General features: G+C 44.4%; 21 protein-coding genes. 16 read left to right on the forward strand and 5 right to left on the reverse strand.

Features of this window, described 5'->3' with window-relative positions; genetic code table 11:
* Positions 1-2: 2 nt before the first annotated feature.
* Positions 3-2,210 (reverse strand): EAL domain-containing protein, encoded by a 2,208-nt coding sequence (locus tag C1X04_RS17980; RefSeq protein ID WP_137170794.1) that lies wholly within the window; start codon positions 2,208-2,210, stop codon positions 3-5.
* 257 nt (positions 2,211-2,467) lie between these two features.
* On the opposite strand from C1X04_RS17980, the gene gmk reads away from it, so the two are divergent.
* From gmk to C1X04_RS18000, 4 genes are all read left to right on the forward strand, one after another.
* Positions 2,468-3,091 carry a guanylate kinase gene (gene gmk, locus C1X04_RS17985; protein ID WP_110577094.1) on the forward strand — a complete coding sequence of 208 codons (624 nt, stop codon included), beginning with the start codon at positions 2,468-2,470 and terminating at the stop codon, positions 3,089-3,091.
* Positions 3,092-3,148: 57 nt separating this feature from the next.
* Positions 3,149-3,373, forward strand: a complete 225-nt coding sequence (gene rpoZ / locus C1X04_RS17990) for a DNA-directed RNA polymerase subunit omega (RefSeq protein ID WP_110577095.1) — start codon at positions 3,149-3,151, stop codon at positions 3,371-3,373.
* Between the two features lie 62 nt (positions 3,374-3,435).
* Positions 3,436-5,553 carry a bifunctional (p)ppGpp synthetase/guanosine-3',5'-bis(diphosphate) 3'-pyrophosphohydrolase gene (locus C1X04_RS17995; RefSeq protein WP_137170629.1) on the forward strand — a complete coding sequence of 706 codons (2,118 nt, stop codon included), beginning with the start codon at positions 3,436-3,438 and terminating at the stop codon, positions 5,551-5,553.
* A 54-nt stretch (positions 5,554-5,607) separates the two neighbouring features.
* Positions 5,608-5,994 (forward strand): RidA family protein, encoded by a 387-nt coding sequence (locus tag C1X04_RS18000; protein ID WP_012072047.1) that lies wholly within the window; start codon positions 5,608-5,610, stop codon positions 5,992-5,994.
* 74 nt (positions 5,995-6,068) lie between these two features.
* On the opposite strand, the gene C1X04_RS18005 is transcribed toward C1X04_RS18000, so the two are convergent.
* Positions 6,069-6,917, reverse strand: coding sequence for an NAD-dependent epimerase/dehydratase family protein (locus tag C1X04_RS18005; RefSeq protein ID WP_137170630.1), 849 nt, complete (start codon positions 6,915-6,917; stop codon positions 6,069-6,071).
* A 110-nt stretch (positions 6,918-7,027) separates the two neighbouring features.
* Here C1X04_RS18005 and C1X04_RS18010 point away from each other — a divergent pair, with 110 nt between their 5' ends.
* Entirely contained in the window at positions 7,028-7,933 is a 906-nt protein-coding gene (locus tag C1X04_RS18010; RefSeq protein ID WP_110577098.1) for a hydrogen peroxide-inducible genes activator, read from the forward strand.
* 9 nt (positions 7,934-7,942) lie between these two features.
* On the forward strand, positions 7,943-10,024 hold the full coding sequence (gene recG / locus C1X04_RS18015; RefSeq protein WP_110577099.1) for an ATP-dependent DNA helicase RecG: 2,082 nt from the start codon (positions 7,943-7,945) through the stop codon (positions 10,022-10,024).
* A gap of 39 nt (positions 10,025-10,063) precedes the next feature.
* On the opposite strand, the gene lrp is transcribed toward recG, so the two are convergent.
* Positions 10,064-10,540 carry a leucine-responsive transcriptional regulator Lrp gene (gene lrp / locus C1X04_RS18020; protein WP_110577100.1) on the reverse strand — a complete coding sequence of 159 codons (477 nt, stop codon included), beginning with the start codon at positions 10,538-10,540 and terminating at the stop codon, positions 10,064-10,066.
* Between the two features lie 555 nt (positions 10,541-11,095).
* Here lrp and C1X04_RS18025 point away from each other — a divergent pair.
* The 9 genes from C1X04_RS18025 to phoR all read left to right on the forward strand — a co-directional run bounded on the left by C1X04_RS18025 (position 11,096) and on the right by phoR (position 20,234).
* Positions 11,096-12,121 (forward strand): amino acid ABC transporter substrate-binding protein, encoded by a 1,026-nt coding sequence (locus C1X04_RS18025; protein ID WP_110577132.1) that lies wholly within the window; start codon positions 11,096-11,098, stop codon positions 12,119-12,121.
* A 102-nt stretch (positions 12,122-12,223) separates the two neighbouring features.
* Entirely contained in the window at positions 12,224-13,399 is a 1,176-nt protein-coding gene (locus tag C1X04_RS18030) for an amino acid ABC transporter permease (RefSeq protein ID WP_110577101.1), read from the forward strand.
* A 10-nt stretch (positions 13,400-13,409) separates the two neighbouring features.
* The gene (locus tag C1X04_RS18035) at positions 13,410-14,510 is read left to right on the forward strand and encodes an amino acid ABC transporter permease (RefSeq protein ID WP_110577102.1); all 1,101 of its coding nucleotides are present in this window, start codon (positions 13,410-13,412) and stop codon (positions 14,508-14,510) included.
* Positions 14,511-14,532: 22 nt separating this feature from the next.
* Positions 14,533-15,312: an amino acid ABC transporter ATP-binding protein gene (locus C1X04_RS18040; RefSeq protein ID WP_110577103.1), complete on the forward strand. Its 780-nt coding sequence runs from the start codon at positions 14,533-14,535 to the stop codon at positions 15,310-15,312.
* Between the two features lie 97 nt (positions 15,313-15,409).
* Positions 15,410-16,678 (forward strand): HDOD domain-containing protein, encoded by a 1,269-nt coding sequence (locus tag C1X04_RS18045; RefSeq protein ID WP_137170631.1) that lies wholly within the window; start codon positions 15,410-15,412, stop codon positions 16,676-16,678.
* Positions 16,679-16,684: 6 nt separating this feature from the next.
* Positions 16,685-17,260 carry a chorismate lyase gene (locus C1X04_RS18050; RefSeq protein ID WP_245927078.1) on the forward strand — a complete coding sequence of 192 codons (576 nt, stop codon included), beginning with the start codon at positions 16,685-16,687 and terminating at the stop codon, positions 17,258-17,260.
* A complete protein-coding gene (gene ubiA, locus C1X04_RS18055; protein ID WP_137170632.1) occupies positions 17,257-18,111 on the forward strand; it encodes a 4-hydroxybenzoate octaprenyltransferase in 855 nt (284 codons plus the stop codon). Before C1X04_RS18050 ends, ubiA begins: the two co-directional genes overlap by 4 nt.
* Positions 18,112-18,195: 84 nt before the next feature.
* Positions 18,196-18,891 (forward strand): phosphate regulon transcriptional regulator PhoB, encoded by a 696-nt coding sequence (gene phoB, locus C1X04_RS18060; protein WP_110577134.1) that lies wholly within the window; start codon positions 18,196-18,198, stop codon positions 18,889-18,891.
* On the forward strand, positions 18,888-20,234 hold the full coding sequence (gene phoR, locus C1X04_RS18065; protein ID WP_137170633.1) for a phosphate regulon sensor histidine kinase PhoR: 1,347 nt from the start codon (positions 18,888-18,890) through the stop codon (positions 20,232-20,234). The genes phoB and phoR overlap by 4 nt, the downstream gene beginning before the upstream one ends.
* A 129-nt stretch (positions 20,235-20,363) precedes the next feature.
* Here the strand turns inward: phoR and C1X04_RS18070 are convergent, their stop codons facing one another.
* Positions 20,364-21,209, reverse strand: coding sequence for a response regulator (locus C1X04_RS18070; protein ID WP_110577107.1), 846 nt, complete (start codon positions 21,207-21,209; stop codon positions 20,364-20,366).
* Entirely contained in the window at positions 21,209-21,988 is a 780-nt protein-coding gene (cysZ, locus tag C1X04_RS18075) for a sulfate transporter CysZ (RefSeq protein WP_137170634.1), read from the reverse strand. The genes C1X04_RS18070 and cysZ overlap by 1 nt, the downstream gene beginning before the upstream one ends.
* A gap of 318 nt (positions 21,989-22,306) precedes the next feature.
* Here cysZ and C1X04_RS18080 point away from each other — a divergent pair, with 318 nt between their 5' ends.
* Positions 22,307-23,917 (forward strand): ABC transporter substrate-binding protein, encoded by a 1,611-nt coding sequence (locus tag C1X04_RS18080; protein WP_137170635.1) that lies wholly within the window; start codon positions 22,307-22,309, stop codon positions 23,915-23,917.
* Positions 23,918-24,021: the final 104 nt, after the last annotated feature.

Genomic DNA, 24,021 nt, shown 5'->3' on the forward strand with positions numbered 1-24,021 from the left:
TTTTATTGGCCTTTTTTAACCCAATCAATGGTGTCGTCTAGCGACATGGGCTTAGCAAATAAATACCCCTGACCATTTTCACACCCCAAAGAAAGCAAATGCGCTTTTTGCAACTCTGTCTCGATGCCCTCAGCCAAGACATTCAATCCAAGCAAGTTCCCCAGATCAATGATCATTTTCAGAATTTCCCAATCCTTTTCTGACTCCTCCATTTGCCACACAAAACTGTGATCAATTTTTAGCGTAGAGACCGACAAAGTAGATAAATACGCTAGGGACGAATATCCTGTACCGAAGTCATCTATATTAGTATGGACACCGAGTGTTTTCAGCGCCGACAAATGTTGGTTTATTGCGACCTTTTCATTAATCAACTGCGATTCTGTAATCTCCAGCTCAATCAACGTGGCAGGCGCTCGCTCTTCTTCAAGGATTGTTTTAAAGGTCGAGAAATAATCCGGGCGGATTATCTCATTACCGGCCACATTGACAGAAATAGGAACATGTAAACCTATGGCTTTGAACCTATTAATTGCTCGACAAGCCTGGCGTAGCATTGATCGGTCTAATTTATCGATTAGTCCACTGCTTTCAGCCAAGGAAATAAACAGATCAGGAGCAATAAACCCTCTATGTTTATGTTCCCATCGGGCTAACGCTTCAAAGCCGATTAAAGTATTGTCTTTCAGACTCACTTTGGGCTGAAAATACGCCACAATCTCACCATTTAAAATCGCTTCTCGTAGATCTTGTAGTAACTCATAACGACCAAACATGGCAGAGGCCAGTTCATTAGAAAAAGCCAAGAAAGCAACGCCTTCATACTGTGCTCTTGCTAACGTGCTTTTACCGACACTAATCAGCTGTTCGGCTCCATAAGAAGGAAAGTCTGATAACTTCACGGAGCTAATCGTTAAATCGAACGAATGAGTGGCTTTTTCAACTTTTATGCTGGTATGAATAATCCGTTCCAATGACAATTCGCTGTATTCTTTATTGTCATATACCACCAACATCAAGGTATCACGCTCAAGTAAGGCGATATCGACAGACTGCCCAAAAAATTCGTTGAGATAATCATACAAAGACAAAATCAGCTGATCGCAATAACTCGCGCCTAACACAGATTCCGTATACGCCAGATCATCAACACACACCATTAGTAACGTAGCTTTTTCCCGCTCCCATGAAAACATGTCGCGAATGTTACGAATCAGCCAGTTTTTGTTGTGAATGCCTAATGTTGGCTCTATGTACGCTAATTCGCTTAATTTGTTATTCAATGCCACATTGCGAAAGCCGGCGCTGATATTTTCACAGAACACCTGCAGTAAATTAATCTCGTTTGTCGCGAGTGATCGGTTCATCTTCACAATGACCATGTAAATTCGACCATCCAGCTCTTTGTTCGAGAAATACAACACAGAGAAGCCATCAATAAACACATGATTTTTTCTCTCATAGGCAAGTAACACACTGTCTTTTAGAACACCCTCGCTCATAACGGCAGACAGATAGCCATATCTATGATTTAAAAACTCTCCGCTGGTCGCCACAATAGAAGCGTTTTCTAGACCTTCTTGCTCAGGATGGAAAAAACACACCATCCCGCCTTTCTTCACTTTTAATAGCTGGCTAATTTCTTCCAAAATCGAGCGAGTGTAATCTTCAATATCACTCTTAGAAGCAATCCGTTGGCTAGCAGCAAGCAGCAACTGCATGCTATGACGAGCTTCTTTCATATCTGAAAGATGCTCCCAAGTGCGCAGATTGCTTAGCACAATGGTTTGTAAATGCACCTGTGTAAGCTCAGATTTGCACCAATAGTCATCAATATCATATTGGTTAATCACGTCTTCAGCTGACGTCATTCCGGCTTGGCCAGTCAACAACACGATACGGACCAAATCATTACCAATATCTTCACGTATGGTACGAATTAAGCGTAAGCCAGCGTTGTCTGTCTCCATAACCACATCAAGAAAAATAACCGATATATCAGGGTTTTCTGCAATAACGGTTGCGGCTTCAAGTGCGGAGGATGCTGTTAAAAACTCCACTTTTTTACCGTCGTAATTTAATGCACTCAATCCGTTCAGCAATGCATCTTGGTAGTCTTGATCGTCTTCGACAGTTAGGACTTTACAATATTTTCTTATTCTGGCGTAAGGTGTAATCTGCGGTGGACTGTCATTAGAAGGTAAATCCATCTTATTACCCATCCTTGCTCTTCCTAATATGTTACGTTTGTACAAATATACTGTTTACCTACTAACAGCCTAGCTGTGTTTAAAAAAATTGCCTCTAAATTAGAAAGTTTATTTGTCATTGCAGAGTTTTTCACAAAGCACATAAAAACATGAATTTTTCGATAAAATCCGATAAGGCAATATCAGACATTTAAAGCAAATGTTTGTGGTATAGTAAAACGTTGAAAAGACATCGACAGGCGGATTAAAAGAACCCTATGGACAAACATAAAGGCAATTTATTCATCTTATCAGCGCCATCTGGTGCGGGTAAATCGACCTTGTATAAGGCGTTGCTAAGTCAAGACACCAATGTGCGAATTTCCATTTCTCATACCACGCGCGAAGCGAGAAAAGGCGAAGAGCATGGCAGAGAGTACTATTTCACTGACGTCGAAGACTTTTTAGATATGATTGCCGAAGACGCGTTTTTCGAACATGCTCAAGTGTTTGATAACTATTACGGCACGTCAAAAAACTCTGTTTTCAGCATGCTGGAACAAGGTTTAGATGTCATTTTAGAAATCGATTGGCAAGGCGCTCGCCAAGTTCGTCAACTTTATCCGGAAGCAATTGGCGTCTTTATTCTCCCTCCTTCTTTGCAGGCGTTAGAAGAACGTTTGCGCGGAAGAGGAACCGACTCTGATGACGTGATTCAAAGACGTATGAGTAAAGCGATAAACGAAATGTCACACTACGATGAATACGATTTTACTATCGTGAATGATGACTTTGATACGGCGCTTTCTCAATTACAGTCGATTTTCACCGCAATGCGCTCGAAAACCACAGTAATGCGTGAAAAACATGGCAATCTTATAAATGATCTCTTGTCATTATAAGAAGCCGTTAAGTAGAATTACCCTTGGAAAAATAGATAACCGAACACAGAGGTCAAAATGGCTCGAGTTACCGTAGAAGATTGTTTAGAAAACGTTGATAACCGCTTTGAACTAGTGATGGTCGCTTCAAAACGCGCTCGTCAACTTGCTACTGGCGGCGAAGACGCAAAAGTGCCTTTAGAAGGCGATAAAGTGACTGTAGTTGCACTTCGTGAAATTGCTGAGAACTTGATCAATTTGCATAATGTTGATCAACAAAAGCGTCCATTACACGAGTTTTAATCTCTATGGTGTCGCTCATATCACATCAATCGCACTTTCTGTTCGGCCTAGTGAGGTGAGCGATGTATACCATTGAAGATTTAGCACTGACTCTCAGTCAGTATTTGCCCTATGAGCAAATAGCCAAAGTAAAACGCGCTTACTATTACGCCGAGCAAGCCCACGATGGGCAAAAGCGTAAAAGTGGCGAGCCCTATGTCACCCATCCTCTCGCTGTCGCCGAAATTCTGTCGGAACTTCGAATGGATTGTGATGGACTGACAGCGGCATTACTGCATGACGTTATTGAAGACACAGGCATCAGCCGTGAAGCGCTCACCGAACAATTTGGTGAAGGTGTGGCGGGGTTAGTCGATGGCGTAAGTAAACTTACCCATTTGGAATTCAATAGCCAAGTCGAAAAACAAGCCCATAACTTCCAAAAAATGGCCATGGCCATGGCCGATGATATTCGTGTCATTTTGGTGAAGTTGGCTGACCGTTTACACAACATGCGCACTCTTGATGCCATGCCGGCCCACAAAAAGCGCCGTATTGCCCGCGAAACATTAGACATTTATGCTCCGATTGCAAATCGTCTGGGCATGTACAACGTTCGAGTTGCTTTAGAATCCCTTGCCTTCCAAGCCTACTACCCAATGCGTGCTCGCATGCTGCAAAAAGCCATCCATAAAAAATATGGCCAACAGCGCATCAAAGACACACAAAAGCTTGAAGACACGATCCGATCCGAACTGGCAGCAGATTACATTGAAGCCAGCATCAGCGTTCGAGAAAAACACATTTACAGCATCTATCAGAAGATGGACAAGAAACGCCGCTCCTTAGATGAAATCATGGACGTGATGGGCGTACGCATCGTGACAGATCGTCATGATAGCTGTTATCGAATTCTTGGTGTTATTCACGCCATCTTCAAACCGATTGAAGGTCGTTTCAAAGATTATATTGCGGTTCCAAAATCCAACGGTTACCAATCTCTTCACACCACTGTATTAGGCACCAACGGCATTCCGATGGAAGTTCAAATACGCACCGAAGAAATGGACCTAGTGGCGAATAACGGCATTGCAGCTCATTGGGCTTATAAAGTCAGTGGCTCGTCTAACATACCAAGCAATCATGATCGGGCAACTAAATGGGTGAAAAGCCTGTTAGAAATTCAACAAAAAGCACGTAACCCCGTCGAATTTGTTGATAACGTGAAAAGTGATTTATTCCCAGACGAAGTGTATGTCTTTACACCGAACGGCCAGATTATTGAATTGCCTTCTGGCGCAACGCCTGTCGATTTTGCTTATGGCGTCCACACAGAAATCGGCAATACCTGTATCTCGTGCCGAATAAACCGTCGTCTTGCTCCACTCAGCACACAACTAGAAAGCGGACAGACAGTTGAAATCATTACAGCGAAAAATGCGCAACCGAACGTTGCTTGGTTAAGTTTCGCCATTACGGGTAAAGCACGCACCAACATCCGCCATTACTTAAAAGACAAACAGAGAGAAAATGCCATATCGATTGGGCACCGTCTGTTAACTCGCTCTTTAAATGCGTTTAAAACCAATATTGAAGAACTAACCACAGAGCAAATTGCGCAAGTATTAGCAACCCACCAGCTGGCTTCTCTAGATGACTTATTAGAGTCTATTGGTAAAGGTCGTCATGTTGGCTATTTGGTGGCTCGCGAGCTCTTCCCAAACATTGATGAAGACACGCTCGTTACACCGAAGTCCTTTAAAGTGAATGGCTCTGAAGGCATGCTTATTTCTTATGCCAAATGCTGCGCCCCTATTCCAGGCGACCCAATTGTGGGTTATGTGCAAGTGGATAAAGGCATCATCATTCACCACCTTAATTGCCCGAACGTTCAAGACCATTTGTCCAACCCTGAACGCTTTATTCATATGGCATGGGGCAAAGAAATTGAAGAAGAGCTGCACATTAGCCTGATTGTTACCTACATCAATGAACGCGGTGCTGTGGCGAAAATCGCTAGCTCAATCAGCGATACTGACTTCCAAGTATCTAACCTTGATATTATTGAACGAGGCCGAGTAAGTCGTTTACGGTTAAGCATCACCATCTCTAGTCGCGTAGGCTTGGCGGATGTTATGCGTCGTATAAAAGCGGTTCGTTGTGTCGAGAAAGTCTCTCGCGAAACCATTGTAGGACGCTAATCGACCTCGATTTATCTTTTGTTTATCACCGTCTAGAAAATAGGATACGTATTTATGTCAAAGCAAGTGATTCACACTGAAAACGCACCAGCCGCTATCGGTCCATATTCTCAAGCCGTACGTGCTGGTAATACTGTGTATTTGTCTGGCCAAATCCCTCTGGTTCCTGAAACCATGGAAATCATCAGCGAAGACATCGTTGAACAGACAACACAAGTTTTCAAAAACCTACAGGCAGTGTGTGAAGCCGCTGGCGGTTCTTTAGAAAACGTTGTGAAATTCAACATCTTCATGACAGACTTGGGCAACTTTGCCACAGTAAACGAAGTGATGACTCAATTCGTAAAACAGCCTTACCCAGCTCGTGCGGCAATGGGCGTTCGCGCTTTACCAAAAGGCGTTCAAGTGGAAATCGAAGGCATCATGGTATTGGAAGACTAAGATCTTCGCTGTGATCCCTATAAAAAAAGAGGCTTCGGCCTCTTTTTTTTATAGTGCTATATTCTTAACGCTGCTCATTTACGCAAAGCGCGAAACTCTTCTAAAAGCCCATGATAACCCGCTACATAACTTGGGTACTGCAAGCGCCAACCTTGTGATAAAAGGAACTGGCCTTGAAGGCGCTTACCTGAAATCGGAACAAAGCCTTCACCGCTGCTCACAGCAACTTTAGCGCCAAGGCAAGTTGCCAGCCACAACTTCACTTCCCACATAGAAACAGGCGTTTGATCGGTCACTATTACGTGCGCTGGCACGTTTTTTTCGTTTAAGGCACAGTTTGCCAGTAACACCAGCGCTGTCACCACATCGTCCCGATGAATGCGGTTGGTCCAGCTGTTCGCTCCCCAATCACTTTCACTTAAAACGGTTTCTAACAACCGATAACGCCCTGAGCCATAAATACCAGAGCAACGTACAGATACACTAGAAAATACCGCCGCTAGCGATTGTTCCGTTTCGAGTAACACCTTAGCCGTGGCGGATGTCGGTTGTGCTGGCGTGGTTTCATCCACCCACTCACCTTGGCTTTGCCCATAGACGCTAGTGCTAGAGACGAAAAACACCTTAGGTGGTTTGGCAACGTCTTTGTAACGATGGATCAATGTTTGGGCCGTGTCGAAGTAGGCCCTACGATAGGCGCTTTCTGTGCGCCCGTTTGGTGTCATGATTAAAAACACCACATCCACATCATCAGGCAGCCTGTCATCAGACATTTCCGCCAGATCACCCGTAATACCTTCAACGCCAGCAGGAAAGTCCGACAAGGTGCGACGAATCCCAATGACACTATGACCTTGTGCTACCAACTCAGAGGCCACACCTGAACCTAGATCCCCGCAGCCAGCGATCAAAATTTTTGCCATATATTTTCTCCTGGGTGCTTAGACAGAATTTTTTGCTTTCGAGTATACTTTATCAAATTATGTATTATCATAGTTATTAACAATGAATCAGCCAAGGTGAAAGGTGTGCTATGACATTAACGGAATTGAAATACATTGTAATGCTAGCGGATGAAAAACATTTTGGCCGTGCTGCCGATCGCTGCTATGTATCGCAACCAACGTTAAGTGTTGCGGTGAAAAAGCTTGAAGAAGAACTCGGCACCGCTATTTTTGAGCGCAGCAAAAGCTCCGTGTACATCACACCTTTAGGCGAGCAAATCATTACTCAGGCCAAGCGAGTACTGGATCAAGCCAACATGATCAAAGAGTTGGCGGCATCAGGAAAGAATCAACTTAAAGGCCCTCTAAGAGTCGGCGCTATTTTTACCATCGCGCCGTATTTGTTCCCAGCTATGATTCCTTCTTTGCATAATGCCGCCTCTAATATGCCATTGTCCATCGAAGAAGACCTCACCGAAAACTTACGCCCTAAGCTGCGTAATGGCGAGTTAGACGCCATTATTGTCGCGCTCCCCTTCCGCGAGCCAGATGTCGTCACTCAACCAATTTACGAAGAAGAGTTTGTTGTGCTGATGCCAAAGACGCATCCGTGGACAAAACTGTCGCACATTGAGACCGATCAGCTTTCTACCGATAACTTGCTGCTGCTGGGTAAAGGCCACTGCTTTAGTGAGCAAGTATTGGAAGCTTGCCCTCTAGTAAACGAAGGGGAATACGGTGACGGTCGAACCATCGTTAATGGCAGCTCATTAGAAACCATACGTTACATGGTTGCGTCAGGCTTGGGAGTCACAGTGTTACCAAAGTCCGCTGTCACCAATATTAATAACGATTTACTAGAAGTTCGGCCTTTTACCGAGCCTGCGCCAAAGCGTACCGTCGCGTTGGCATGGCGTGCTAGCTTCCCTCGCCCTAAGGCCATTGAAGCATTAAGCCAATCCATCCGCGATGCTAGCAAGCACCTAAAGTTATAGAGCCTCTGAATGATCGATGGACTAGACTCACAGGACGTTCGAGAGCTTAAAGGCGTTGGCGATGCGATGGCTGAAAAGCTAGCCAAGTTGCATTTGAATACAGTACAAGATTTGCTGTTTCATTTACCCATTCGCTATCAAGACAGAACGCGCGTTGTGCCAATTGGACATCTACGCTTCGGTGACGAAGCTGTAGTCGAAGGCCAAATTACCGGCTGTGAAATAAAAATGGGCAAACGACGCAGTTTACTGTGCCGAATAAAAGACAATACAGGCACGCTTTGCTTACGTTTTTTCCATTTTTCCGCGGCGCAAAAGAAGCAGCTAGAGTCCGGTAAACGGTTGCGTTGCTTTGGTGAAATCCGTCGCGGCAGCACAGGCTTTGAAATCTATCACCCTGAATACAAGGTAATCGGTGACAACGAAACACAGGAAGAAACTGCTCAGCTTACGCCTATCTATCCACTCACAGATGGCTTAACGCAAACCAAGATTCGCCAGCTGTGTGAGCAAGCATTAGAGCGTTTAACGCCCTACAATCTACAAGAATGGCTGCCTGACGAAATTCGCACCCAATTCAGTTTGCCACCACTGAGCGACGCCATTCACTTTCTCCATCACCCATCCAGAGAAGCGAACTTAGAACTGTTACGCTCAGGAAGCCATCCCGCTCAGTATCGCCTGTCTTTTGAAGAGCTTATGGCGCATCAACTTTCTCTGATTGGTAAACGGGTGAAAGCCAAACAAGATACAGCGATCCAAGTACAAACCGCAGGCGAACTCAGCCAAAGACTGTTACAGCAATTGCCCTTTTCGCCAACCAATGCGCAAAATCGCGTGTTTCAGGAAATCCTTAAGGATCTCGGTTCAGGGCATCCTATGCTACGTTTGGTGCAAGGCGACGTAGGATCAGGGAAAACCTTGGTCGCTGCATTGGCTGCCGCCTCTGTTGTACAGGCTGGCTATCAAGTTGCCATCATGGCCCCCACAGAAATTCTCGCTGAGCAACATTATATTAATTTCAGCCAATGGTTTGAGCCTCTCGGTTTAAAAGTCGCGTGGATGATAGGCAAACTTAAAGGGAAAACCCGCGAAAAAGAGCTCGCTGATATTGCTTCAGGTGCTGCGCAAATTGTCGTTGGCACTCATGCCTTATTTCAGGACACTGTCGAATTTGACCGCCTAGCGCTTGCCATTATTGATGAGCAGCACCGCTTTGGCGTGCACCAACGTATGGCATTACGAGAAAAAGGCATGAAGCATGGCTTCCAGCCTCACCAACTGATCATGACCGCCACACCGATCCCTCGAACGTTAGCCATGTCCGCCTATGCTGATTTAGATTGCTCCATCATTGATGAACTGCCACCTGGACGAACCCCAGTAAACACGATTGTGGTATCGGATCAGCGACGCCAAGAAGTCATTGATCGGGTGAAAAGCGCCTGTGAAGAAGGAAAGCAAGCTTATTGGGTGTGTACCTTGATTGAAGAATCAGAGGCCTTGCAATGCCAAGCCGCAGAAGACACCGCTATTTTGCTGCAGGAACAACTCGGCGGCTTATCCATTGGCTTGGTACATGGGCGACTTAAAGCGCAAGAGAAAGCCGATATTATGGCCAGATTCAAGGCCGGAGACATTCAGTTATTGGTTGCCACCACGGTGATTGAAGTGGGTGTGGATGTGCCTAATTCCAGCTTAATGGTAATAGAAAACCCTGAACGTCTTGGCCTTGCTCAGCTTCATCAGTTACGTGGTCGTGTGGGTCGAGGGCAAACCGCCAGCCATTGCGTGCTACTTTATAAAGCGCCATTAGGACAACAGGGTAAAGAACGGCTTGCCACCATGCGAGAGACCAGTGATGGTTTTAAAATCGCCGAAAAAGATCTTGAGTTACGAGGGCCAGGGGAATTACTTGGCACCAGACAAACTGGGCTTTGGGAATTTAAAGTAGCCGATTTACAGCGTGATAAAAACTTGCTTGATGACGTTCAAAAAGCCGCAGCACAATTGTACCGCCACTACCCTGAGCGTGTTTCGCCATTGTTATCACGCTGGCTACCTAACCACGATCAGTATTTGAACGTCTAAAGATGTGCACACTTATCCGCATCTTCAATGTGGATAACATTAAGGGATATTAACAACCGTGGTATTTTTGACTTCTTCCATCGCAACGTAGGTACGAGATTCACGAACATGCGGTAGCGTCAATAACGTTTCACCAAGCAAAAGGCGATACGAATCCATGTTCGATACTCGTGCTTTAAGAAGGTATTCAAAATCCCCAGCAATGAGATGACATTCTAGTATTTCTGGAATTTCCGTTACCGCGGCTTTGAATTCATTAAACCCTTCTGGAGACGTTGTTTTAAGACGAATTTCAACAAACACCAGTAGTCCAGCGTCTACTTTTTTAGGGTTAACTAAGGCACAGTAGCCCGTAATGTAGCCATTACGCTCAAGCCGACGCACTCGCTCCAAACAAGGTGTTGCACTAAGTCCTACACGACTTGCTAGCTCTACATTGGATAGACGGCCGTTAATTTGTAATTCTCGAAGAATTTTTTTATCTAAGCGATCGAGTGGCTTTGCTGAGTTATCCATCTGATATGGATCTCCTTACATGACTTCAATTTATGACTAAGTCTACCATGCAGATTACAAATTATGGAAAGTGCTTTATTCAATATATTACATGTGGGTATTTAAACGAAGCACAGTAGATTTCATCAAAGCACCAAAATGATGCAAAAAAATCATTCAGCGTAATAATTCTTTACAAACTCACTATCAACGCCCCATAAGTGAGCAATAAAACACAGCTCACGTAATGGGAAGCCCTGAATTCTCTAGCATCCCTCAGAAAAATGCCTTGTTTACATTTTTATAAATACCAAGATTGAACAGTGCAAAAGGTGTAAAAAATAAGTATCTCCTAGCTATTTTCTTACAGTTTATCCTTGACTACGCCTCAAAAGAGTAATTCTATAGGGGCATGTGATGATCTTGTAGAGGAATCATCTGCATATACCTAACAACAAGAATAATTACATGTTGGCATCAAGTTTGCTTCGTTTTAATCACAGACGTAACACTCTGAACGGTAAATTTCAGCAAGATAACAACATATATAAAAAAACGCCTGGGAGGCTCAATATAATGAAATCGAATGTTTGTAAGCTACTTTCGACTGCTGCAATCGCAGCAACCATAAGCACCGGTGCTGCTGCCGCAACACTTGACGACGTTAAGTCAAAAGGATTTATCCAGTGTGGTGTTAGTAATGGTGTTCCAGGATTCTCCAATGCCGATGATAAAGGCAACTGGTCAGGTATAGATGTGGATGCTTGTCGCGCTGTTGCTTCTGCAATCTTTGGCGATGATCAAAAAGTTAAATTCACTCCTCTTTCTGCTAAAGAGCGTTTCACCGCCCTACAATCTGGCGAAATTGATATCCTTGCTCGTAACACAACTTGGACTTACACGCGTGATGCGTCTTTGGGTTTAGACTTCACAGCAGTGAACTTCTATGACGGTCAAGGCTTCATGGTTCGTAAAGATCTAGGTGTTACTTCTGCGTTGGACCTTGACGGTGCAACGGTTTGTACAGAACAAGGTACAACAACAGAATTGAACATGGCGGATTTCTTCCGTAAAAACAAATTGTCTTATGTGCCAGTTGTTGTACAAAAAGCAGACGAAGCACTATCTGCATACGACCAAGGCCGTTGTGACGTTTACACAACAGATAAATCTGGTCTAGCGGCTCACCGTACTAAACTTGCAAATCCTTCTGCTCACTTAATTCTTCCAGAAACTATTTCTAAAGAGCCACTTGGCCCTGTTGTTCGTCACGGCGACAACCAATGGAAAGACATCGTAACTTGGTCAATGTTTGTTCAAGTTAACGCTGAAGAAATGAATATCTCATCTAAAAACGTTGCTAAGGTCAAAAGTGAAACAAATGACCCAGGTATCAAGCGTCTACTAGGTGTTGAAGGTGACATGGGTGCACAACTTGGTCTTCCAGCGGATTGGGCTTACAACATTATCGCTAACGTAGGTAACTACGGTGAAGTGTTTGAGCGTAACGTAGGTCCATCTACTCCTGTAGATCTGCCACGTGGCCTTAACGCACTATGGACTGAAGCTGGCGGCATCATGTATGCGCCACCAGTTCGCTAATACCTAAAGCAACCTGCTTGGGTATTTACCCAGCGGCAAATGCCGCTGGGTTTCTCCCCCCTTTCTTACACATCTGACGAGCATTCCATTGCCTGAAACAAGATGAGCGATAAAACAACTCCAAGCAATAACAGCTTTTTGAATGACGCGGGTAATCGCGCTTTAATATTTCAAATTGTGCTACTAGTGATGGTGGTCTTTGCGGGTTATTACTTATTCAGTAACCTTCAGTCCAACCTCGATAACCGTGGAATTTCAACTGGTTTCTCATTTTTCAATGAACCAGCTGGCTTTCCAATTCTTATCCACCTAATTGAATACACTGAGGCGAATACCTACGGGCGAGCGTTTTTTGTTGCCTTAATCAATACCTTTGTTATTTCCCTATTAGGGATTATCTTAGCCACCATTATTGGCGTAATAATGGGGCTAGCTCGATTATCCAAAAACTGGCTAGTGGCACGTTTAGCCACTGTCTACATCGAAACATTGCGTAATATTCCATTACTACTGCAAATGTTCTTCTGGTATTTTGCTGTACTCGCGGCATTGCCAGCACCACGAAATAGTTATGAATTTGCCGATTTCCTATTAAATAAACGCGGCATTTATTCACCTAACCCAATCGCTCAAGATGGCTTTGGCTTGGTAATTTTCGGCTTTGTTTTGTCGATTGTAGCTTCCATTGGCTTGATTATTTGGGCGAAAAAGCGCCAGACAAGAACAGGGCTATGGTTCCCTGCTTACTGGTCGTCTCTTGGCGTTATTGTTGGTGTGACATTTCTATTTTTGGCCGTTTCTGGGTTTCCGATAGAGTTCGACCTACCGCAAAAAAGTCGCTTTAACGTAACGGGCGGTATGGTTCTTCCACCTGAGTTCGTAGCTGTGTTAGTTGCTCTATCTACTTACACAGGGGCATTTATTGCTGAAATCGTGCGAGCTGGCATATTGTCTGTTAACTGGGGACAAACCGAAGCAGCTCGCTCTTTGGGCCTTCGTGACAACCTCACTCAGCGACTGATCGTATTGCCTCAAGCATTGCGAGTCATTATCCCGCCACTCACTAGCCAATATTTGAATTTGGCGAAGAACTCTTCGTTGGGTGCCGCTATTGCTTACCCAGAGTTGGTTGCTGTGGTCATGGGTACGACGCTCAACCAAACAGGTCAGGCGATTGAAACCATCGGTCTTTGTATGTTGGTTTACGGTTCATTGAGTCTATCGATTTCGGTATTCATGAACTGGTACAACAGCAAAATGTCATTAATTGAGCGCTAGGAGGCAGATCATGGCTATTATCTTTAAACCATCACCAAGCCTCCCACCACCAGTTACATCGGTTGGTCCTGTGGCATGGGTACGTCAGAATTTATTTTCGTCCCCGCTGAATATATTCCTCACTCTTTTTAGCTTGTACCTGTTGTATTTGCTTATTCCACCTGTCATTGAGTGGGGTTTCATCAATGCAACATGGGAAGGGACGTCAAAAGCCGCTTGTACTGGTGGCGGTGCTTGTTGGGCATTTGTTGTCGTCTATTTTGACCAGTTTATGTACGGGTTATACCCTGAAGCAGAAACATGGCGCATTAATTTAGCCGTTATTCTGTTAATCGTTATGGTGGGTGCTTTTGCCATTAAAACGATCAATAAGCTGTACCTTTCTATCGCAATTATCTTTGCTTATCCCATCGTCGCTTACTTCTTGTTCGCTGGTGGCATCTTTGGCTTAGAAGTTGTAGAAACCTCTTTGTGGGGCGGCTTGTTTCTTACTGTGCTGCTTGGGGTCATTGGTATCGTTGCCTCCTTCCCATTAGGGGTGGTATTGGCTCTTGGTCGACGCTCAGACATGCCGATAGCAAAATCTGTGTGTGTGGTCTTCATCGAAACGATTCGTGCTGTACCATTGATCACTATTTTGTTTATGGCATCCGTAATGATTCCGTTATTCCTGCCTGAAGGCTTGAACTTTAACAAACTATTACGTGTGTTGATTGGTATCACTTTGTTCTCTGCTGCGTATATGGCTGAGGTGGTTCGTGGTGGTCTACAAGCGATCCCTAAAGGCCAGTATGAAGCCGCAGATGCGATGGGCTTAACCTATTGGCAATCTATGATTCTGGTTATTTTGCCGCAGGCACTAAAACTGGTAATCCCTGGAATAGTGAACTCTTTCATTGCTTTGTTTAAAGACACAACCTTAGTCTATATCGTTGGTATGTTTGACTTCTTAGGTCGAATTCAAGCCGCTAACCATGATGCAAACTGGTTAGGAACGACTGTCGAAGGTTATGCCTTTGCAGGTTTTGTCTATTGGGCTATCTGCTTTGGTATGTCTCGTTATAGTATGGCTCTCGAGCGTAAGTTAGAAACTGGGCACAAGCGAAATTAGTTAAGAATTAAAGGTCTTTATTATGACAGATACAAACATGGCTCGTGCCCAGCTAGCGCAGGGCGAAGAAGCAATCATCGAATTTAACGATGTAAACAAGTGGTACGGTGATTTTCACGTACTTAAAAACATCAACTTCAGCATCAAGAAAGGCGAACGAATCGTTGTATGTGGTCCTTCTGGTTCTGGTAAGTCAACTATGACGCGTTGTATCAACCGCCTAGAAGAACACCAAAAAGGCACCATTCTGGTTGATGGCGTTGAGATGAATAACAACCTGAAAAACATCGAAGCGATTCGTAAAGACGTGGGGATGGTGTTTCAGCACTTTAATTTGTTCCCTCATCTGACCATTTTAGAAAACCTAACATTGGCACCAATCTGGGTTCGTAAAACACCTAAGAAAGAAGCTGAAGAAATGGCGATGCATTACTTGGAGCGAGTCAAAATCGCTAACCAAGCATTGAAATACCCAGGTCAGTTATCTGGTGGTCAGCAACAACGTGTGGCAATTGCTCGTGGCTTGTGCATGCAGCCTCGTATCATGTTGTTCGATGAGCCAACGTCTGCACTTGACCCTGAGATGATCAAAGAAGTATTGGACGTAATGGTTCAGTTGGCTGAGGAAGGCATGACCATGGTGTGTGTAACACACGAAATGGGCTTCGCTAAAACCGTCGCTGACCGTGTTGTGTTCATGGATGCTGGCGAAATCGTAGAAGCGAATAAGCCTCACGAATTCTTCGACAACCCTCAACACGACCGTACTCAGATGTTCTTAAGTCAAATTCTGAATCACTAATCACTTACTATTCAGAACTAGAACTTAAAATCTGTTATATTCACAAAGCCCCTTTTATAGGGGCTTTTTTTATATAGTCTTCACTACAGGAAAATACATGGGCGCTTCCATCAACCCTAAAACAACCCCTAGATTACGCGTAGTACATCTAGCCGATCACACTGGTCGTTTGCAGGTTATTTTCCCTGAGAGCAATATGCTGGATATATCCGCGGTATCACGGCTGACGAAACGCCGTTTTGAGCCGGTTAATCATTACCACAGCTCTGGTGACCCACTGATTAAACCAAACAGTGTGACCACCATTTTAGAAGCAAGCATGTTAAAAGAGGCCGTATTTTCGATTCGTACAAAAGTGGATGGTGCCTATCACGACATTACATCTGTTGAATTAGAGTCGATGTTTTCGGGCCCTCTTAATCGTTTTGAAGCTATTTCTATTGATACCTCACTCATCAACCGCCCTGTTGATAATCACGAGCACGATGAAGAACAAATTCTTCAGGCGCTTGGCCGGTTTCAGTCCATCCGTCTTAAACAACGTATTGAAGAAACATTAGAAATTCCGCCTTTACCCGCGTCCTCTCACCGAATTATCCGCCTTTCTACTGATCAATCCGCGGGAACGGATGAGTTGTGTGACGTCATAGCCCTCGATCCAAGCTTGGCGGCTCAAGTTATTAGCTGGGCATCATCACCCTACTATGGCGCTCCAGGTTCTATAGAGTCCGTAGAAGATGCCATCATACGCGTATTAGGCTACGACATGGTGATGAACCTAGCGCTTGGCTTATCCATGGGGAATGGCTTTCAACCACCTGAAGATGGCCCACGTCACTATGAAGACTTCTGGCTAGACTCCGTGTCCAATGCTGTATTAATGGAGTCATTGGTGAAAGCCATGCCGATGCAAAATCGCCCTAAACTTGGCCATGCTTATCTTGCCGGCTTGTTACATAATTTTGGCTACTTGGGCATTAGCACTATTTTACCACCACACTTTTCCATTCTTTCACGCTACCAAGAAGCAAATGCACACTTGCCGTCTGAACTGGTTGAGATGCAAATTTTGCATTTCACCAAAGAGCAACTGGGTTCTTGGCTACTGCGTTACTGGAGTCTACCGGACAACATTTGGATGGCGATAAGATACAGTAAAAAGCCTCACTACTATGGAGAACACGCGATATTAGCGAAATTACTGTTTGTCTCTAATCAGCTACGCCATAACAATCCCATAGAGCCATCGGTGTTAGTCGAAATCGGATTGACGCTGGAAGAAGCAGAAGGCTGCCGTGATGCGATTTATCAGAAGTCTGCCGAGTTGCATAAAATGGTCGCCTTAATCAACAAAATGAACGCTTAATCTCATATGACGAAGATGCCTCAGGCGGTAATGAACCCATCTGCCGCACAACAGTTTGACTATCGCTGGTCTCCAGTACATCAAATTAATAAAATGAAAGTGCCGAAAAAGCTTTGGCCTTGGCTGATCACACAAGACTCCCTTACCGCAAAACTACACAGCGTGGGAGCATTAACTGTTGAAGTCCTTGATGACGCTTGGGGAACGCCCACAGTAAGAGAACGAAAGCGCCTAAAACTCAGCCCAAGAGACGCAGCACGTATTCGCACAGTACTGCTCAAGGTTGACGGAATCGCCGTGATTTATGCTCGCTCAGTTATTCCTGCAAAGTCCTTGAAAGGACATTGGCGACAAGTAAAACATCTACAAAACAAGCCATTAGGCGGCTATTTGTTCCAACATAGGCAGCTCAAGCGGAGCGCTATCGAAGTCACTCAATTACCGAAACATATGTTTCCAAACCAGCCCCAATCACTTTGGGCGCGGCGCTCTGTCTTCCACCAATTTGGTCCTGGGATATTGGTTAATGAAGCTTTTTTTGATGAAATACACCAGCTAAAATCACCGTTTGGAATAGTATGAACAAACTTAAAGACTACGCAGAATTAACACGATTCAACCGCCCTATTGGCTCATTTTTACTCATGTGGCCCACTTTATGGGCTTTATGGCTGGCCGCCGACGGCATGCCGCAGTGGCATCTGGTGATTATTTTTGTCTTAGGTGTTTTTAGTATGCGTTCAGCAGGTTGTGTGATTAACGACTACGCTGATAGGAAGGTCGACGGTCATGTTGAACGTACGAAAAACCGCCCGTTACCGTCGGGGCGAGTGTCTGAAAAAGAAGCACTTCTCCTCTTCTGTGCTTTGTCTATTTTGAGTTTTATCTTGGTTCTCTTTACTGACCTAAGAACGATTCTATTGTCGTTTGCAGGTTTAGGTCTGGCTGCTCTGTACCCGTTTATGAAACGCTACACACATCTGCCACAGTTATTTCTTGGCTTAGCCTTTTCATGGGCCATTCCCATGGCCTACAGCGCTCAGGGAGGTGATTTAACCGATCCCGAGCTATGGATGCTGTTTGTCGCAAACTGCTTTTGGACAATCGCTTACGACACCTATTATGCAATGACAGACCGTCCGGATGACCTAAAAGTGGGTATTAAATCTACTGCGATTTTGTTTGGTCGCCATGATTTATTCGTCATTGTTTGCCTACAAGGACTAACCTTGTCTTTATTGACTTGGATTGGCCTACTCGCTGGGCTACATTGGTTATACTTTGTGTCCCTTGTTGTCTGTGTTGGATTGTTCTATCAACAATTTAAACAAGCAAAAGAGCGCGATAGGCAAGCTTGCTTTCGTTCTTTCTTAGACAATAACCGCATTGGATACTGCGTCTTTATTGGCCTAGTACTAAGCTATTTAATGTAATATGTGGCAAAGTTGTGACAATGTAACCGAATTGTCACAATTGATCGCTTTAATAAAACCGTTCCTGAGATGAGGATGAATCCTGTGACCGGTAAAAAAGTATTAATTATTGATGATGAATCTTCCATACGCGAAATGATAGCCATCGCCCTTGAAATGGCGGGCTACGAGTATTTGGAAGCCGAAAATATCCAGCAAGCCCATGAGATCATTGTGGATCATCGACCAGACCTAGTGCTTGTCGATTGGATGATGCCTGGCGGCAGCGGTATCGAATTAACACGCCGCTTGAAAAAAGATACAACCACGGCTGAAATTCCCGTCATTATTCTGACGGCGAAAGGCGAAGAAGATAATAAAATACAAGGCTTAGAAGTCGGTGCCGATGATTATATTACCAAGCCTTTTTCACCAAGAGAGCTGGTCGCACGTCTAAAAGCCGTATTGCGTCGCGCAACACCACAGGGTGTTGATGAACCGATCGAAATCGAAGGTCTAACGCTTGACCCAATCAGCCAACGTGTCACCATTGGTAGTCGCCCTTTGGAAATGGGGCCAACAGAATACCGTTTGCTCAAATTCTTAATGACTCACCAAGAGCGCGCTTATTCTAGAGCACAATTATTAGATCAGGTATGGGGTGGTAACGTGTACGTTGAAGAGCGTACGGTAGACGTCCATATCCGTCGCTTACGCAAAGCCATTGGTAGTACCCATGATTTCTTGATACAAACTGTACGAGGAACAGGCTACCGCTTTTCAGCAAAAAGGTCCGTATGAAAACCATTTGGCGAAACACTATTCTTAGTTGGCTAGCAGGGTTAGCAGCCTGCGTTGTCATCGGTCTCATTATTGGGCAATTGTTAGGTGTTTTGCTGCTGTATGTTTTGGCGTCTTTGTATTGGCAGCTGTATCAGCTTTATCAATTCCATAATTGGTTACGGTATTCAGGGCGTGCAGCGCCCCCAGAAGCCAGTGGCATTTGGGGGGATGTGTTTGATGCAGTCTATCGTCTGCAGAAAAAACAACGTAAATCTAAACGTCGCATGCGCCAAGCATTAACACGCATTGAAAGCTCGACCACGGCCTTAAAAGAAGGCGTGATCATGGCAGACAATCAAGGCAATTTAGAATGGTGGAACAATTCTGCGGGGCATTTCCTTGGCTTAATTCGTCACACAGACCGTGGCCAAGTCATTACCAACATTGTCCGCAACCCAGATTTCTTCCGTTATTTTAGTCAAAAGCGTTTCGGAGAGCCTTTAATCATCAAATCTCCCGCCAAAGACGGTGTGTATTTAGAAATTCAAACCACTTTGTATGACAAAAATGATCACTTAATTTTTGTTCGCGATGTCACGCGTTTGCACTTACTAGAACAGATGCGTAAAGACTTTGTCGCCAACGCGTCCCATGAATTAAAAACGCCACTGACCGTAATTAAAGGGTATTTAGAAACCCTCGATATGTTTCGTGATAGCTTGCCAGTGAGTATGCAGAAAGGCATCGTCAATATGTCTGAGCAGTCAGAACGTATGGAACAGCTTATCGAAGATCTGTTGTTGCTTTCACGCTTAGAAAGCAACGACAAGCGTGAAGAAAATCAATGGCACAAAGTATCCAGCATCATAAGCTCTATCACCAGTGCTATGGGACCTATCCTCAAAGACTCGCATTCACTGTCTGTGCACATCCCTGAAGAAGCCCATTTATATGGTTCCTATAAAGAGCTGTACAGCGCATTTTCGAATCTTGTCGTCAACGCTATTAAATATTCACCCGATGGCGGAGCCATTACCATTAAGTGGGAATCAAGCGAATTTAATGGCGTATTTTCGGTACAAGATAGCGGAATCGGCATTGACCCTAGATACATTCCAAGACTTACTGAGCGCTTTTTTAGGGTGGATAAAGGGCGAGGATCCAAAACAGGCGGCACAGGCTTAGGTCTCGCAATTGTGAAGCATGTTCTCTTACACCATGAAGCCAAGCTACAGGTTCGCAGCCAACCTGGGCTTGGCAGTACCTTCTCGTGTCACTTCCCTGCTAACCGAACCCGCAATGATGCCGTCACGGCAGCTATTGCGATTACAACAGACGAAAACCAAGATTTCACAAAGTAAATGAACCACCCGCCCCAAAAGCGAGGAGGCATCGCTGTTTCATTAGATAGCAATAAGTTTTGTTCGTAGGCCATTTCCGCAAAAGCGGAAATGGCGATAATAACGATGGAGGGTGCTGTAAGTGAGGAGTTATAAACTATCAAACAACTGACTAATGAAGGTTTCTTTTTCGCTGTCTTGGTCGATCAAACTTAAGGTTACCGTCAAAAAGGTCGAATCGTGTTTTTTCTCAGTGGTTGCCACGGATTGAATATAATAGTTCAACCGATTAACTTTCCCACCAAATTCCAAATCCAATACGGCTTGGCCCAAAACCTGCGGCACAATGTCATCGCTTTTAATAAACATCGTGGCTTCCGTCTTACTGAACTGAATAACCATGCAACGGAATTGTTTACTCTCAAAACGCACCAAGGTCGGAATTTTCACATCTTTCACTGACACTGCAGGCACATCAGGATTAGTAAACTTGGTCGCTTGTACAGGACTAGACGCTTTACCCGCTCCCATCAAGACATCAAGTGACGCTGAACTCACGCCGCCGGGCGCCGCGGATTCACGTGGCTTTTGTGACGCCAGTTTGCGCTCAATACCATGTTTCTTCGCCGCTGAAATGACTTTATTAATCAACTGCTCACTAGAAAACGGCTTACCAAGGTAATCCGTTACACCAGACTGAACGGCCTCCACCACATGGCTTTTATCACCACGGCTGGTGATCATCACGAAGGGAACATCTTCTTTTTTATATTTTGGTTGCTCGCGGCACCATTTTAAAAGCTCAACCCCTGTCATTTCAGGCATTTCCCAATCACACAAAACAATATCAAATTGCGTTTTGGTTAACATTTGCTGGGCTTTTTTTCCGTTTACCGCTTCTTCAATTTCGACCGCAGGAAACTGCTTTCGCAATGTCCGTCGGATCAAATCACGAGTAAAAGAGGCATCATCAACAACCAATATTTTTAAAGACATCACAAGGTTCCATTAGTGCGATCTAACAAGGCAGAATAATCACCGTGCTGTGATCTGAAAACCGAAATCCACAATAACGTGGCCGCCACAACAGCTATCGGCATCATAAATAAATTTAAAAACGGAATGGTCAAAGACACCATAACAATCCCGCCAAACGTCCAGCATAATAAAGGCTTGGCACGTAATGCCATTCTCATATCGTGGAATTTCACTTTATTATTATCAAACGCATAATCCATATATTGCAAAGACAGCATCCAAGCCGAGAATAACAACAGTAATACAGGCGCTATAACATTAACAATAGGAATAAAAGACAATAACAGCAACAGAACAAAGCGAGGTAAAAAGTACAGTATTTTCTGACACTCACGCTGCAAACTACGGCCAATTATGGACACAATAACACTGGCGTTAAGCGCCTCATCAAAGACTTTACCTGTTTCTTTTTCTTCCACTTTTTCGGCCAGAAACGCCATAAAAGGCGCGGCTAAAATATTTACCCCAACCGAAAAACTGTAAAACAGCAACACACTAATAATGGCCCCAAAGATAATGTAAAACAGCCAATTTAGAAACGAGACCCACTCGGGTAAATAGCTCATAGCGGAGTCCATTAAGGACTGAAAATAACTAAAAGCCACCATATAAAGTAATCCCATCAGCACAAAATTTGCCAGCAGTGGAACCAATATAAATACTCTTAACTCTTTCGACATAACCAAAGGGAATGCTTTTAAAAAAGCCCCTGCGGCTTTAAATGGATGAGTAATCACGATGGCGAACTAACCTTTCATCTAATTTATTTAAAGAGCCACAGAGTACCACGAGGGCTTTCATGGCTCCACAATGCTGTTAGCAATAAGCTCAACCCTTATAGCATTCAAGCCCCTTTTACATTTCGAGCCTCGTTTCCATAACGATTATCCAAAATTTACATTTATTAGACGTATGGGCTGATACGCAATTTCGATTGTGACCTTTTGTAAATTGGTGAACTATGCAACCTTAAGACGAATATTCACCAGTGCTGGTAAGCGTCTAACTATAAAAAAGCACTCAAAAGTTAACTAACAATATAGGGACACATTCCAATGAAAAAGACATTGCTCGCCAGTGCCATCATGGCTACTTCTCTTTTCGCTCTGCAAGCTCAGGCTGCAGAGGTACCCGCTGGCGTCGAATTAGCCGCTAAACAAGAATTGGTTCGTGGCGGTGGTTCAGAGCCTAGCACCATGGACCCACAAAAAATGGAAGGTACGCCAGCTTCTATTCGCTCAAAAGATCTTTTTGAAGGTTTGTATAACCAAGATGGCGATGGCAACCAAATTCCTGGTGTAGCTGAAAGCTACGATGTAAACGCTGACAACACGCAATACACTTTCCACCTACGTAAAGATGCAAAATGGTCCAATGGCGACCCAGTTACAGCAGAAGATTTTGTTTACGCTTTCCAACGTGCTGTAGACCCTAAATTGGCGTCTCCATACGCATGGTTCATGGAAATTCCTGCGATTACAAACGCATCGAAAATCATTGCCGGCGAAGCGGATCCTTCCACGCTTGGCGTCAAAGCACTAGACGACCACACATTCCAAGTATCACTTGAGCGCCCTGTGCCTTACTTTGTGAAAATGACCTCTCACCAGACTATGTTCCCAGTACCTAAAAAAGTGGTCGAAAAATGGGGTGATGACTGGACGAAACCAGAACACATGGTGTCTAACGGCGCGTACAAAATGGACGAGTGGATCGTCAACGAAAAAATGGTCTTCACTCGTAACAAACACTACTGGAATGACGCCAAAACCATCATCAACAAGGTTACCTACTTACCAATTGAATCGCCTAACGCTGAGCTAAAACGCTTCCAAGCGGGTCAAATGGACCTTAGCTATGAGCTACCAAATGACCATTACAAGCAGCTTATGCGTGATATTCCAGACCAAGTAGTGGTTACGCCAAAGCTAGGTACTTACTACTATGACTTCAATAAAACGAAAGCACCATACAACGACGTGCGCGTTCGTAAAGCCTTGTCTTATGCCATCGACCGTAACGTGATTGCAAAATATGTGACAGGCACAGGTGAACTACCTGCTTACTCTTTTACGCCAGAAGTTGTGAATGATTTCACTCCAGCTACGCCTGAATACGCGACATGGACACAAAAAGAGCGTAATGAGAAAGCCAAAGAATTGTTAGAAGAAGCGGGCTATGGCAAAAATAACCCACTGTCTTTCAGCTTGCTTTACAACACCAATGAGAACCACAAGAAAATCGCCATTGCGATTGCTTCCATGTGGAAGAAAACCTTGGGCGTAAACGTCACACTGGAAAACCAAGAGTGGAAAACGTACCTAGAATCGAAGAAGCATCAACAATTTGATGTGGCTCGTGCTGGCTGGATCGGTGACTACAACGAAGCCTCTACCATGCTAGACCTTCTAACCACCACACACGGTAATAACGACGGTAAATACAGCAACCCTGAATACGACAAGTTATTGCACGACGCTCGTACCATGCAGCACCCTGCAGCGAACTACAACAAAGCAGAAGAGATTGCCATTGAGCAAGACATGGCCGTTGCGCCTATTTATCAATACACAGAAAAACGTTTGGTAAAAAGCTACTTAGGCGGCTACATGCCAAACCCAGAAGACAACGTTTACGCGCGCGATATGTACATCATCAAGCACTAAGCATTGCTTTCTAAATAAAAAGCACTTTGAAATGACAAAGTGCTTTGTATTAACACCATGCCCAGCGCTTTTGCGCTGGGCATCTCTTGAATTCCCTACAGGTT

Source organism: Marinomonas sp. FW-1 (genome assembly GCF_005222245.1).
Lineage (GTDB): Bacteria > Pseudomonadota > Gammaproteobacteria > Pseudomonadales > Marinomonadaceae > Marinomonas > Marinomonas alcarazii.